16 protein-coding genes, 1 tRNA gene and 1 pseudogene are annotated in these 11,980 nt (G+C 59.5%); 7 read left to right on the top strand and 11 right to left on the bottom strand.

Translation table 11 applies throughout. The features are described from left to right. Window positions 1-146 precede the first annotated feature (146 nt). From AC0L3N_RS28390 to AC0L3N_RS28380, 3 genes are read right to left on the bottom strand one after another with little or no spacing between them, the layout of a single operon-like run. Window positions 147-800, bottom strand: coding sequence for a terminase large subunit domain-containing protein (locus AC0L3N_RS28390; protein WP_473550819.1), 654 nt, complete (start codon window positions 798-800; stop codon window positions 147-149). Then, window positions 778-1,200 carry a hypothetical protein gene (locus AC0L3N_RS28385; protein WP_473550818.1) on the bottom strand — a complete coding sequence of 141 codons (423 nt, stop codon included), beginning with the start codon at window positions 1,198-1,200 and terminating at the stop codon, window positions 778-780. Before AC0L3N_RS28385 ends, AC0L3N_RS28390 begins: the two co-directional genes overlap by 23 nt. An 11-nt stretch (window positions 1,201-1,211) precedes the next feature. Further along, entirely contained in the window at window positions 1,212-1,595 is a 384-nt protein-coding gene (locus tag AC0L3N_RS28380) for a hypothetical protein (protein ID WP_473550817.1), read from the bottom strand. A 529-nt stretch (window positions 1,596-2,124) separates the two neighbouring features. Between AC0L3N_RS28380 and AC0L3N_RS28375 the strand changes: the two genes are divergently transcribed. Next, entirely contained in the window at window positions 2,125-2,430 is a 306-nt protein-coding gene (locus AC0L3N_RS28375; protein ID WP_473550816.1) for a hypothetical protein, read from the top strand. Window positions 2,431-2,480: 50 nt separating this feature from the next. Here the strand turns inward: AC0L3N_RS28375 and AC0L3N_RS28370 are convergent, their stop codons facing one another. Next, on the bottom strand, window positions 2,481-2,915 hold the full coding sequence (locus AC0L3N_RS28370; RefSeq protein ID WP_473550814.1) for a DoxX family protein: 435 nt from the start codon (window positions 2,913-2,915) through the stop codon (window positions 2,481-2,483). Between the two features lie 275 nt (window positions 2,916-3,190). Next, window positions 3,191-3,835: a tryptophan 2,3-dioxygenase family protein gene (locus AC0L3N_RS28365; RefSeq protein ID WP_473550813.1), complete on the bottom strand. Its 645-nt coding sequence runs from the start codon at window positions 3,833-3,835 to the stop codon at window positions 3,191-3,193. Between AC0L3N_RS28365 and AC0L3N_RS28360 the strand changes: the two genes are divergently transcribed. Continuing rightward, window positions 3,797-4,264, top strand: a complete 468-nt coding sequence (locus AC0L3N_RS28360; protein ID WP_473550811.1) for an Lrp/AsnC family transcriptional regulator — start codon at window positions 3,797-3,799, stop codon at window positions 4,262-4,264. The genes AC0L3N_RS28365 and AC0L3N_RS28360 overlap by 39 nt on opposite strands. Before the next feature lie 28 nt (window positions 4,265-4,292). On the opposite strand, the gene AC0L3N_RS28355 is transcribed toward AC0L3N_RS28360, so the two are convergent. From AC0L3N_RS28355 to AC0L3N_RS28345, 3 genes are read right to left on the bottom strand one after another with little or no spacing between them, the layout of a single operon-like run. Further along, on the bottom strand, window positions 4,293-4,601 hold the full coding sequence (locus AC0L3N_RS28355; RefSeq protein ID WP_473550810.1) for a hypothetical protein: 309 nt from the start codon (window positions 4,599-4,601) through the stop codon (window positions 4,293-4,295). 55 nt (window positions 4,602-4,656) lie between these two features. Further along, window positions 4,657-4,920, bottom strand: a complete 264-nt coding sequence (locus AC0L3N_RS28350) for a hypothetical protein (RefSeq protein ID WP_473550809.1) — start codon at window positions 4,918-4,920, stop codon at window positions 4,657-4,659. Window positions 4,921-4,972: 52 nt separating this feature from the next. Beyond that, a complete protein-coding gene (locus AC0L3N_RS28345) occupies window positions 4,973-5,446 on the bottom strand; it encodes an Lrp/AsnC family transcriptional regulator (RefSeq protein ID WP_473550807.1) in 474 nt (157 codons plus the stop codon). Between the two features lie 112 nt (window positions 5,447-5,558). Here AC0L3N_RS28345 and AC0L3N_RS28340 point away from each other — a divergent pair, with 112 nt between their 5' ends. Next, window positions 5,559-6,116, top strand: coding sequence for an RBBP9/YdeN family alpha/beta hydrolase (locus tag AC0L3N_RS28340; RefSeq protein WP_473550805.1), 558 nt, complete (start codon window positions 5,559-5,561; stop codon window positions 6,114-6,116). A gap of 580 nt (window positions 6,117-6,696) precedes the next feature. Here AC0L3N_RS28340 and AC0L3N_RS28335 read toward each other — a convergent pair. Continuing rightward, entirely contained in the window at window positions 6,697-7,083 is a 387-nt protein-coding gene (locus tag AC0L3N_RS28335) for an ester cyclase (RefSeq protein ID WP_473550804.1), read from the bottom strand. Window positions 7,084-7,208: 125 nt separating this feature from the next. On the opposite strand from AC0L3N_RS28335, the gene AC0L3N_RS28330 reads away from it, so the two are divergent. The 3 genes from AC0L3N_RS28330 (at window position 7,209) to AC0L3N_RS28320 (ending at window position 9,552) form a co-directional block, all read left to right on the top strand. Further along, window positions 7,209-7,282 (top strand) — tRNA-Gln (locus tag AC0L3N_RS28330). A gap of 1,078 nt (window positions 7,283-8,360) precedes the next feature. After that, a complete protein-coding gene (locus AC0L3N_RS28325) occupies window positions 8,361-9,221 on the top strand; it encodes a LuxR C-terminal-related transcriptional regulator (RefSeq protein ID WP_473550803.1) in 861 nt (286 codons plus the stop codon). A 34-nt stretch (window positions 9,222-9,255) separates the two neighbouring features. Continuing rightward, window positions 9,256-9,552, top strand: a complete 297-nt coding sequence (locus tag AC0L3N_RS28320) for a hypothetical protein (RefSeq protein WP_208867664.1) — start codon at window positions 9,256-9,258, stop codon at window positions 9,550-9,552. A gap of 327 nt (window positions 9,553-9,879) precedes the next feature. Here the strand turns inward: AC0L3N_RS28320 and AC0L3N_RS28315 are convergent. Further along, window positions 9,880-10,242 (bottom strand): annotated as a pseudogene (locus AC0L3N_RS28315) (transposase); the annotation flags it as partial. A gap of 361 nt (window positions 10,243-10,603) precedes the next feature. Further along, a complete protein-coding gene (locus AC0L3N_RS28310; RefSeq protein ID WP_133254755.1) occupies window positions 10,604-10,858 on the bottom strand; it encodes a hypothetical protein in 255 nt (84 codons plus the stop codon). Between AC0L3N_RS28310 and AC0L3N_RS28305 the strand changes: the two genes are divergently transcribed. Further along, window positions 10,839-11,825 carry a right-handed parallel beta-helix repeat-containing protein gene (locus AC0L3N_RS28305; protein ID WP_473550801.1) on the top strand — a complete coding sequence of 329 codons (987 nt, stop codon included), beginning with the start codon at window positions 10,839-10,841 and terminating at the stop codon, window positions 11,823-11,825. The two genes, AC0L3N_RS28310 and AC0L3N_RS28305, sit on opposite strands and share 20 nt — an antisense overlap. Window positions 11,826-11,980: the final 155 nt, after the last annotated feature.

Raw genomic sequence — 11,980 nt, 5'->3', positions numbered from 1 at the left:
TCTTCGCCCTCGCACTTGAATCATGTTGGGAGGCGCCGGACGTATGGTGTTGTTTGGCCAAGGACTTTTTGGATGGCAGGACAGAGGGGGGCGCGAAGGAACGCAACGGGTGAGCGGAAGCGAGAGCTTCCTTCCCAAAAACCAGCTCACCTCCCCATTCCCTCCACCTCCTCCGCCGACAAAAACAACAGCACCACCTCCGACATGCCGAGCAGCGGCGTGAAGGTGACGATGGTGATGCCGCCTGTCGCGTTGGTGCGGGTCAGGCCTTCCGAATAGATGTCGAGCGGCGGCTCCTCGTCGAACCAGACGCCGTGCAGCGTCTCGCCCTGCCATTTCTCGCGACCCTTCTCATAGCTCTTGAACGACAGCACCGATTCATCGGCCTGGACATCGCCGCCGCCGCCATGGCGCACCACGACGCTGTCCAGCCCATGCGGCGCGCCGCGCCCCATGATGGTGCTGACAATGGCGTCGGCCGGGATCATGCCGGTGCCCCACGCCGCCGGCTGCTGCGGCGGGCCGATCAGGATGCGCTGCGGGTTGTCGCGCGTGCCCTCGGCGGTGACGCCGGCCGCCCACAGCCGCACGGCCGTGTCGAAAACCTTGCCTTGCCACCACTCAGGATAGCGGCCGGTGAGATGCATTGCCCATTCAGCACCGCCGGCCCTTGTCTTGCCGAGCTGGTTGCCGGCCATGAACAGCCGCTCGCGGTTGGTCGCGCCCGCCGCATGGAACTCGGCCTGCCTGAGATAGGGCCGATAGGCGGCAAGCTGGTTAGTGCGCCGCCTCCGGTCCAATTCCCTGAGCAGGTTCAGATACTCGGTCTTCGCCGTCGAGGCCGGGCTTGGTGAGACCCGGTTTCCCGAGGCCCGGTTTCCCGAGGCCCGGTTTTCCGAGGAATGGCCGAAGGACGGCTTCGAGGCCGCGGATGCGCTGCCTGATTTCGTCATCGCTCAATACATCCAGACTGTTGATGTTGACGTGCAGATCCTTGGGCAGCACCGACAGCACGATCTTCAGATACTGGTCGGGCTTTTCGGTACGGACCTCGGCGATGACGCCGGCGCCATGCGCCCGGAAATCGGCGCGGATGGCTTCCAGAAAACCATCGGCCAGCGTTTTCTTCGCCCGCCTCGGTCGGCCAGAGGGCCGTTCCGTCACATCAGGCGGTTCGTCGTCGAAAGAATCCTCGGCCATGCCCTACCCCATCATCCCGCCGCCGGCTTCGCTGTTTTCTTGGCCGGGCGCGTAGGTTTCTTGCGCGCCCGCTTGCCGGGCTTTGCAGACGTTGGCTTCCGCGGCCGGCTTGCCGCATCGCCCTTTGCCGCAGCCGCGCTGCCGGACTTGCCGGCGCCTGACGCGGCTTTGAGCGCCGCCCTGGCGATGCTCACCGCACCGGCGCTGACGCCCGCTTGCGGAAACCCAAAGCCGCCGGCCGCGTCGACTCCCCGGACCATGCCGATCCGCACACCGGCGGCGACCGGCTCGACCCGGCCGTGGCGCGCAGGTGCGGCGCCCTCGAACTGGCCAATTGCACTGACGACCTCGCGGCCGTCATCGTCGGTGATGATGGTGGCGTAACGCTTGGACATGGGGGGTAAACCTGGCAGGCACACGACATCGCCGCGCGCTACGGAATGGATGGTGAGACAATGGATGGCGAGACTTTGTGGCGAAAGACGGTGACTTAAACCTGACGATCGCCAGACCGCGTTCCTTCGCGCCCCCCTCTGGCCTGCCGGCCATCTCCCCCACTTGGGGGGAGATTGGCAGTTCGAGCGCGGTCCCTATTCCTGCGATGCCGGTGATTGGCGAAAGCCGAGGTGACATCCGATCTCCCCCCAAGTGGGGGAGATGGCCGGCAGGACAGAGGGGGGCGGCTGTCCCGCCGACATTCATCCAAGCAAGCGAAAGATGGTCCAAAAACAAAAACCCGCCTCGGCGGGCGGGTCGTTGGCGCAAATCAGCATCATGAATATATTCCTAGCATAGCTGCCGTCACAAAGCAAGCGAAATCTCGCGGGCCGGCCTAAAATTCGGCCGCCCGCCGCGATATGGTGCAGTTGTCCGGATCGGAACCGGCGTTCGCGCGTTTGCAATTTTGCCAATGGGAGCAAAGCCATGAATGTCGCCAATCTGCAACTCGAAGGCCTGCTGATGGCCGTCGCAGCGATCAACCAGGTCCTTGTCCGCAAGGGCGTGCTGACGGTCGAAGAGATAGACATCGCCTTGCGCAAGGCCGAAGCCAGCGAGACCAGCGAGGAGCGGTCCGAAGGCATGTCGGCGTCGAGCCGCGATGCCGTCAACTTCCCGATCCGGCTGCTGGAACTGGCCAATCAGTGCCAGCCGGAGGCGGACATGCCGTCGTTCTCGAAACTGGCGCGCATGGTCGGCCAGATGAAGGAACCCTACAACGACCAGATGTGACGTTGCGATCGCCTCCCGTATCGGAACGCCGCTTGCCAGCCGAGGCGCCATCAGCTGCCCGATACAGGCTTCCAGGTCAGCACGCGGCCCGGCCCGTGCACGGCGGCAAACAGCAGTCCGGCCAGGAAAGTAAAATGATCGACGAAGAAGCCGAATTCGGCCTGGTTGCCGGCCCAGTGCGACGGGCCGTGGAAGGCAAAGGCGAGGAACAGCACATAGGCGGCGGCGACAAGGGCGGCCTGCGAGAAGAAGACGCCGGTCAGGAAGCACAGCACGAGGACGACCTCGAGCAGGGCCGCGCACCAGGCCAGAAACAACGGGAACGGAAATCCGGCGGCGGCGATGTAGCCCGCGGTGGCGCCCATGTCGATGAACTTGAAGGTCACCGCCATCACGAAGACGGCCGCGAAGATCAGGCGGCCAATGAGGATTGCCGCGGTTTGCCACGGCGTTTGAACCGGTGATTGAGCTGATTCCAACGACATGATGTCCTCCGGGGTTGCGACGGGTTTCGCCCCAAGGACGATACACCAGCCGCAAACCCGACAATCATCCCCGAGAACCCTGGCTGGGATCAGCGACCCGTGGGCATGCCTTTGCAGGACTTGGGTTCCTCGCCCCCACGAAAGTGGGGGAGAGGTGGCGCGGCGAAGCCGCGACGGAGAGGGGGACTGCGCCCGCAATGAAAGACCCCTCTCTCCGTCCGCTTCGCGGCCACCTATCCCCCGCTTCGCACGGGGCGAGGAATCCAAGCTTAGAACTATCCTACCTTCGCCTCCGGGTGGCTGATCGAATCCCGCACCGTCCCATACTGGCTGCCCCAGCGGTCGGTCATGTCGCAGCGTATGTCCCACAGCTCCGGGAAGAAGCGATGAAGGGCGCCGGCCTGCAGCAGTTCGACCGGCCGGCCCTTCAGCGATTTCGAGCCCAGCCCGATCGAACGGTGGATGAGGTAGAGATGATTGGCGCGGAATTTCTGAAACAGCTCGTCGAATTCGATCAGCGCCTCGGCGACGACATAGCTGTCGCCGTGATCATACCTGATATCATAGACATCCTCGACCGAGAGCCCGCGACCATCGAGATAGGACGCCTGGAAGGCGCGCCACAGGTCCGGCGGCATGCGCAGCAAGAGCTTGAAGCCTGGTGATTCCTGGCCGCTGCCATTGCCGAGCTGCAGCCGAATCTCCTGGTATTCCTTGGGCGACATGGTTTCGAGCAGGTCGAGCTGCGCCGTCATCATGCGCATCAGCCGATGCACGCGCCCCATCAGCGTGACGACGCGATGCGTGTTCTGCTGTTCGAGAAAGTCGACGACATCGACCAGCGTGTAGGTGATGAGCTTCATCCACAGCTCCTCGACCTGATGCACGATCTGGAACTGCAGCTCGTCGGCATTCACCATCTCGGCCAGCGGCTTCTGGCAGCGGCGCTCGCCGACGAGGTCGGCTTAAGCAAGACGCCGTGCTGGAAGCGGGTCAAGGCGCTGGAGGACGCCGGCATCATCCGTGGCTACTCGACACGGATCGACCCGGCAAAGCTCGGCTTCGGCATCGAAGCCTTTATCCAGGTGTCGATCGATTTCGAGCTTTCCGAAGCCTTCGAGGCCGCAGTCCAGGCGCACCCGCTGATCCGGCGCTGCCACGCCACGACAGGCGAGGCCGACTATCTCCTGCAGATCGTGACGGTCGACATGATGGCGCTGGACAGGATGCTGCGCGTCGAGCTCAGCCGCCTGCCCGGCGTGCGCCGGACGATCACGTCGATGGCCATGCGCGAGATCAAGGGTGACGTTTCTTTCGCCAATGCCGTTGGTCATACGCAAAAGCGATAACGGGCCGACAGCGCCCGCGACGGCTCCCCTAATAAAATCCTTCCAGTAATTTCTTTTCGGAACACTGTATGTGGGTGTCAGGTGGGCTCATCGACGTTTCACTTATGCCAGAAGAGTCCATTTTCTTCAGCAATTCGCCAAAGCAAATGTCAAAATTGTCCACACCGGAATCCACATCGGAATCCAGAGAGGGTTTTCTGCACACTTCAAATGACGGGTCGTAATATTTGCTTTCCTTGTTTGAAATTAGATATTGAACGTAGGCCTCCACTATCATCAACGGCAAGGTCAAGGAGTCTTTTTCATATTCATTTTCTATTTTGTCTAGCGCATTCAAGCTAAGAATTTGCCCATGCCGATGAGCCAGGACTGCGAACCTGAATGCAATTTCACTATCTTCCAGATCGCTGGCTGGCTGCCAAGGATGAGAACCTTGTAAAAGAAAGAGCTGATAGCATCAGATAAGAATTTATTTTGTTATTCTCACGATTTTTCCAAAACAAATGCCAAATGCTATGGCAGTCACTATCATCGAATTTTTCCATTTTTGCATTGATAGTCTCAAAAGTCTCTTCAGACTTTGACTTGGTAGGCAGGCACGCCATGGCTGATGCTGCAATCAGGGCGACTGCCATAAGAGCGTGTTTCGCAAACATCCTTCTCACCGGTCGATACTCCATGTGGCGCGCCAAGGTGGCAGCGCTTCGATCAGGGCCTCGTCATCAGCTCGCGCCCCAGCCGTTTCGGTGGCTCGGCCCGCAATACCACATTTGTCGTCACCGCGCCGTACCGGCCGATTGTGTCGACGATGCTTTCAAGGTCGGGCGGCGACGGGACCACGACTTTGACCAGAAAACAATCCTCGCCGGTCACTCGCAGCACTTCGATCACCTCAGGCAATTGCGCGAATTTTTTCAGGCAGGCCTGGATGTGCTCATGCGTGGTGCGCAAGCGGATGACGGCCATGGTGCCGAGCCCGAGTGCTGCCGGATCGATCACCGCCTTGTAGCCGGCAATGATCCCACGTTCCTCCAGCCGCTTGACCCGCTCCGAGGTGGCGGGCTGGGACAGGCCGACGCGCCGGCCGAGCTCCGAAATGCCGATCCGGCCGTCCTCCTGCAGGGCTTCGACGATCGCCACATCGGTGGGATCAAGTTTTGGACGATAAATGCCGTTCTGCATCGAAGCCTTCAATCCATCGGAATTCGCCGCTCTTTTCCGATGATCTCTCATTCCACTGGCCAAGGAAAGACTTAGAATCCGGGCGAGGATTCCACGAGAAACAAGGCTTCCCATGACTGACTTCATCATCGTGCCGGGCATTGGCGGGTCGGGCGAGGCCCATTGGCAGACCCGCTGGCAGCGGGTGAACCCGGCCATGCGGCGATTCACGCCGGCAAGCTGGGATCTGCCGGATTTCGACGACTGGGTCGCTGCCTTGGAGACCGCGGTGTCCGAGGCCAAGACACCGCCCGTGCTCGTCGCTCATAGCCTCGGCTGCCTGCTGGTCGCGCACTGGCAGCGCATCTCGGGCCGCGACGTCAGCGGTGCATTCCTGGTCGCGGTTCCTGATCCGGCGGCGTCAGCCTTTCCCTCTGTCGCGCACCGCTTCGCCGGCACCCCGCAACAGCGGCTTCGTTTTCGCTCGCTGGTCGTTGCCAGCACCAACGATCTCTATGGCTCGCTGGACTCAGTCAGGGCCAAAGCCGGCCAATGGGGCAGCGAACTGCATGTAGCCGGACCGCTCGGCCACATCAATGGCGACAGCGGCCTCGGCGAATGGACAACAGGAATGGAACTGCTGCGGGCCTTCATGGAACAGACGGGAGGCGGCCAAGGCTTGCTTCGCTAAGGTGAGTGATCCAGCGGACGCTCGCGTCCTAAGACCGCAGCCGGCCTAGGCGCGCAAGGTCCGGGCTAGCAGACGATAGACAATGATTTGCGCAAGGCGGCGAAGCTGAAGCGCTCTGTCCGCTGAGTGCGGCGAGGCCCCTCGCTCTCTGCTGTTCGGCGTCAGCTTTCCGCTTCGGGCAGTCCTCGTAGTCATGGTCGCGCCCGCCGCAATAAGCGCAGCATTTTGCAGGGATATCGGGGCGAAACATCGTCATGCATTGAAATGCACGTGGCGCCGGTCTGGTTGCGTCGCACCGTTACTTTTCGCTTACATTAGGGACTTGGGTGCTAAATCCGGGGCTTAAGGCGTGTAGCCCAGTGCGGCGAGGGCCGACAGCCCTGCAATCAGGCCAATTGCAATAACAATGCCGAAATGCCGTTCCAGGAATTTGCGCCCCTGCCAGTCGTATCGCATATCTGAAACTCCGCCGCGTAATCTGGGGCAGTGTGTTCAGGCGTCAAGGCCGGGGTCTTGACGGGCGGTAGTCAGGCAGCTGCCATTGTTCATATCGTGGTTCATCGGAACGTGGAACGACACGCTAAAGCTGAGCTTCGATAGCCGCCTTGTCTATAACAGACCATACTTGTACAATCTTTTTGTCCCGAAATTCATAGATAACATTCTCGGCAAAGGAAACTCTCCTCCCGCTTACAGGGAGGCCGAGGAATGTTCCTTTCGGGGTACAATCGAAGTCAAGCCGGCTCGCTATATAAGGCGGATCGGAAATCAACATCCGGACGTTGAAAGAAAGGTCCGGGATTTCAGCAAAGTCTGTCTCCAGCATTTCGCGATAACCTGACAAGCCGAGCCGCCGGCTATTGTGGATCACCTCATCATCAACGAACTGTCCCAGCTTCGGCCAGTCCTGCTTATTCAGGCAGGCAATGTAGTCTCGGTAGACGTCGCGGAGGTCGGTTTTAATCACGGCGATTGCTCCTATCTCTACAAGGTCCTGCTGCAAAGGCGGTATTCTCGCGCTCACGCAGATGACGGCATGAAGCGGCTTCATGCGCGGATGAGAAAGTGTTAGACAGCGTCCACTTCCTCTATTCCCGCTTCGTCTAATGGTAGGACAGCGCCCTTTGAAGGCGTGAATCGTGGTTCGAGTCCATGAGCGGGAACCAGTAATTTCAATAACTTAGATAATTTTCTCGCCAAACTGTCCAATATTTGGCCTATAATCGCCGAGGTGGGCACAGGGAGCGGGCTATTCGCTACCTGCAAAGAACAGGGGCGGCGCACCTCGTACGGTTGTTTTAGTAGGGTTCCTGCGACTATCGGCAGGTCCACGCGATATGGATGCGACATGGGGGAACCGCAATGGGCGCAATCGAAGACGTTCGAAAATGGCTGGCCGACATGCCTCTCTGGCGGGAACTCGGGCAGATGCCGGATCGGGTCGCGGCGATCGAGGCCCGCATGGCTGCGATGGAGGATCGCCTAAAAACTAGACCAGGGGAAACCTACCCCAAATGCGGCGAGCACACCATGAGGCTTTCTCACAGCGGACGAGTGACTGGCTCTGCGGCAAACAGGAACGAAACGACGTTTTTCGAACGCCGAATGCAGTCACCAAGAACACCGGATAGTGCGCCTATGAAAAGCCCGCGCCCGTGAGGCAGCGGACTGGTCGTGCGCGGCCTGGCGGGGCCGTGATATATCTCGACCACGCGGTATCCGCATCGGGCTTGCGGTGAAGGGCAGGCCGAGCGGAACTCGGCCTCGTTCGTGTTGAGCAATATGCAAAAAGGTCCGATCATCATGACCGACGGTGACACGGCCTATCGCGCGACGAGAGCGTGCTGCCGAATAAGTGCAGGTGCCTGACACACTGCGGCAGACCTGACCACGCCAACCTCCACCTTCAGCAATCCTCGTCTATCGTTGCAATCGCCGAAGGCACTACCCGATCGTCGTTCGACTACCAGCGGCTTGAGATGGCTAAGCCGTGCCATCCCTGCGTCTTCAGGCAGATTGCCGCGCCCTGGGGTTCTAGCTTGACGTCGGTTTGCGGCGAAAATTTACCGAAAAAGCAACCTATGTTAGAGACTGCTTATAAATAGACCTTACACTGCCCAACCTGTTCTCGCCAAGGAGGGAGTGAGGAACTGCAAGAGACTCAAACCGAGGGCATCGAGTGCGGTTGGCGCGTGGAGTGCTCTACTCGACGCGTGTACCTCAATCGCGCCGGAGCGAGAGGCAATGATGACAAGACAATCCTTTGTAACAGTACTTGTCGGGCCGAGCGAGTTACTCCGAGAAGGCCTTAGTCGAATCCTGGATGCGGCAAAGTTTCGGGTCCTTTTCTCTGCGGCTTGTGTTCACGATCTTCTGCAGAAGCCGCTAGCCCAGCACCGGTCCATCTTGCTCATCATAGATGTCGGCGGTACTGATGCGGATGCTGAATTCGCACAAATTGCAGAATTCAAAGCGATTTATCCGACCAGCCATGTCGTCGCGCTAGCCGATCACTGTCGATCGACCGATATAGTTTCAGCTTTTCGTGCGGGGGCAGACGGGTATTTGATAAAAGTCGCTCCTTACGACACCTTCATCAAAGCTCTCGAATTGGTTATGCTAGGGCAGACGGTGTTACCTGCCGAAACTTCAACGGCTATTCAAGAAATAAGGCATGATCTGAAACCTGACGCGGTAGCTGATGAGTTAACAAAGGTGGTTGTTAACGTGGAGCATGAGGATCAAGAACTATCAATTTTGTCAAATCGGGAAAACTGTATTCTACGCCGCTTAATCGAAGGGGAGTCTAACAAAGCCATCGCGCGCGAGATCAACATTGCCGAAGCTACGGTGAAGGTACACGTCAAGGCCATCCTCCGAAAGATCCGGGTCCGCAACCGCACACAGGCTGCAGTTTGGGCGATGAACCATGGCATGCTTACTCCCGCATCTGGCAATGCCCCGTCGGGGAGCGAAAAGATGGCAACTCAGCCGTCTCACAATATATCATCACTCGGGCTGGTGCATTCGCTTTTGCCAAAGCTTCGCCCTGATATGAGCCTCCACTATCAAGAACCATACGCTCAAATCCCCCGGCGATGGTAGCGAGCGGTGGAGACGGCATCGCAGGGGCCATGAGGTGGAGGGCTTTATCAAAGTGGGCAAAGCAAAAATTACATCTGGATTTTCGTTCAGCGAAGTGCGGATCGGAACGGTCGAGGGCGGAGAATCGGGGGTTCTGGTGTGGAAATGCGACCAACTGGTGGCGGTCCTCACCCAGATCGACGAGGAAGCCTACTCGACGAAAGGCAAATGGTTTCTCGAGACGGGATTCGGGCTGCTAAGCGGGCAGCACAAGAATTTCGATACGATGGAGGAGGCAATAAGATGGGTTGGCAGATACACCTTCCCCGAGCCTGCTTACACTGCAGATTGAGCGACCGTTCCGAGGCAATTGATCCGAAGATGATCACGTCCGTTGAAGTGCGGCGGGCTGCTCATCTTTGCCCGGACACTTTAGGCGCAACTGGTCCATTCCAGGATCCCCGAATGCGGAGACGATGATCCCGGAATACTTTGCCAGATATCTCTGCGAGTTCAATGACCGCCTTGGCACCAATCGCCAATTTGTCATCGTCATAAATCAGAGGTGCGCCGCGTTGCGCCGTTGCACCTTCGACCGTCACGCCAGTCGTTTCTTTGCCAAAACTCCAATGGCAAAGATTGACGCCAAACGGCTGCTAATAATACCAACGAGCGGTGATCATGACCGATGCGCCCATTCGCGGAGTCCGATGGACATGATCTTCCACGGCTGGTCGACGAGCTTGTTCCTTGCGGCGCAGCAATGGGTGACGATGTCGTCGTAGTCCTTGAAGATACGGTTGGAGAGCCAGTTGTCGCGCATGAACTGCCAGACGTTTTCGACTGGGTTCAGTTCCGGTGAGCGCGGCGGCAGGAACATCAGGGTGATGTTGTCCGGCACCTTCGGTTTCGGAGTCACATGCCATCCGGCCTGATCGAGGATGAGCACCGCATACGCGCCGTCGTCGACGCTCCGGCTGATCTCGGCGAGGTGCTCCCGCATCGCCTCGGTATCGCAATAGGGCAGGACAAGGCCCCGCCCGAGTTCAGGATAGCCCTCGTAGATCACCTGTTTCGAGCCGTGCCGGACTGTGTTGGTAACGCTCATGCTGTGTTGGCCGACTAGAATGCATGACCTTGTCTCCTGCTGCTCGGGGGTAAGGTCACGCGTGATCCGAGTACTAGGCGACGTTTGCAATCCGACGTAGGCGCAGGCTTGAACGCAGCGCCGATCGCCCGGGAGAGTCTCAGTATAGCCCTATCCACGCCGCATTCTGGTCATGAAGGTTAGCATTATACCCCCAGACGAAATTTCTGGTTGTATAAGCGGAGTTTCGTTAAGACGATAAATTATCGTTTATTGTCGATGGGTGTCCTTCGAGATACTTATAGTGGTTAATATTTTAACTGGAGAAACACATGAAGTCGATGAATTCCGATAAGGGAATACTGTGGAAGCACTCGGAAGGGTGGAAACACTCGGAAGGGTTGAACAACTCACGCGCGACGACGGAGACAGCCGCGTCGAGCCCGACCTCGACCGTGACGACCGAGGCTCCCACTTCCACCGCTTCCGCGTCGACGGCATCCACGGCTCCCACGTCGACGGAGACAGCCGCGTCGAGCCCGACCTCGACCGTGACGACCGAGGCTCCCACTTCCACGGCTTCCACGCCGACGGCATCCACGCAGCCGGCGCAAGGTCTTACCCACACCACCACACCGATCCAATCGGAGTACGATGGCCAGGTGATTGAAAATCTTGACATCTACGTCACCAACGGGGACGCGGTCACGATTACGCACGACAATGTCATCCTGCGCAATTGTCGTATTCATCACGTCGAGGGCGACGGGGTGACGGTGTCGGGCGCAACCGGCGTCACCATCGAGAACACCGAGGTCATCAACGCCGACCCGCCGGCGGGAATCGACGCCGAGACGAGCCCAAACATCAACAACATCAACGCAGAAAACGCCGCGAACCTGACCGTTCAAAACACCACGGTGCGGGAAGGCTCGACCGGCATCTATCTCCTGAACTCGCCCGGCGCGGATCTTTCGAACGTCGATGGCTACAACTTCCATGGCCCGATGCCGCGCGGTCAGTTCGTCCAGTTCAACAACTCGGGCAATAGTTCGCTGACCGACTTCTATGCCGTCAACGAAGCCGGCAGTTCGCATCCTGAGGACATCGTCTCGGTCTATGGCAGCCCGAATACGACGATCTCTAACGGGGTGATCGACGGTAACAACTCCGTGACCGGCGTCGGCGTCATGTTCGAGAACGCATCAACCGGCGGCAGGGTGCAGAACGTTGACGCCATCCATCAGGGCAATGGCGCGTTCTCGTCCTACGCGAGCGATGTCACCTTCGATGACACGAGGTCGTTCGACGGTATCAACGAGGACCAGGGCCGCGGGCTGTCCTCGTCGAATGGACTGATCTGGAATGTCAGCTCCGGCGGGGTCAGCGTCCTGAACTCGAGCTACACCAACCCTGGCAATCCCAACAACATCATTTGGGACAAGTCAAAGGCGGTCGTAGCCGACGTGCACGAGGATGCCGCCGCCACCCCAATGGCACACATCGATAACCAGTTCGCCTGGGACTACGCAGTCTGAACGGGCGGGGGGGGGGGGGGGGGGGGGGGGGGGGGGGGGGGGGGGGGGGGGGGGGGCGGCGGGGGGGGGGGGGGGGGGGGCGGGGGGGGGGCGGGGGGGGGCGGGCGGGGGCGGCCGCGCGGGGCGGGGGCGCGGGGGCGCGGGGGGGGCGGGCG

It is taken from the genome of Mesorhizobium sp. WSM4807 (genome assembly GCF_055811615.1).
Note: the sequence above shows the minus strand (reverse complement) of the source record. Positions and strands in the feature narration are given on the sequence as shown.

What these genes read in the sequence shown, in the direction of transcription:
- AC0L3N_RS28385 (WP_473550818.1), bottom strand. Translation starts at nt 1,200, where the DNA reads ATGGCCGAGGATTCTTTCGACGACGAACCGCCTGATGTGACGGAACGG.
- AC0L3N_RS28380 (WP_473550817.1), bottom strand. Translation starts at nt 1,595, where the DNA reads ATGTCCAAGCGTTACGCCACCATCATCACCGACGATGACGGCCGCGAG.
- AC0L3N_RS28375 (WP_473550816.1), top strand. Translation starts at nt 2,125, where the DNA reads ATGAATGTCGCCAATCTGCAACTCGAAGGCCTGCTGATGGCCGTCGCA.
- AC0L3N_RS28370 (WP_473550814.1), bottom strand. Translation starts at nt 2,915, where the DNA reads ATGTCGTTGGAATCAGCTCAATCACCGGTTCAAACGCCGTGGCAAACC.
- AC0L3N_RS28360 (WP_473550811.1), top strand. Translation starts at nt 3,797, where the DNA reads ATGCACGATCTGGAACTGCAGCTCGTCGGCATTCACCATCTCGGCCAG.
- AC0L3N_RS28365 (WP_473550813.1), bottom strand. Translation starts at nt 3,835, where the DNA reads ATGGTGAATGCCGACGAGCTGCAGTTCCAGATCGTGCATCAGGTCGAG.
- AC0L3N_RS28350 (WP_473550809.1), bottom strand. Translation starts at nt 4,920, where the DNA reads ATGTTTGCGAAACACGCTCTTATGGCAGTCGCCCTGATTGCAGCATCA.
- AC0L3N_RS28345 (WP_473550807.1), bottom strand. Translation starts at nt 5,446, where the DNA reads ATGCAGAACGGCATTTATCGTCCAAAACTTGATCCCACCGATGTGGCG.
- AC0L3N_RS28340 (WP_473550805.1), top strand. Translation starts at nt 5,559, where the DNA reads ATGACTGACTTCATCATCGTGCCGGGCATTGGCGGGTCGGGCGAGGCC.
- AC0L3N_RS28325 (WP_473550803.1), top strand. Translation starts at nt 8,361, where the DNA reads ATGATGACAAGACAATCCTTTGTAACAGTACTTGTCGGGCCGAGCGAG.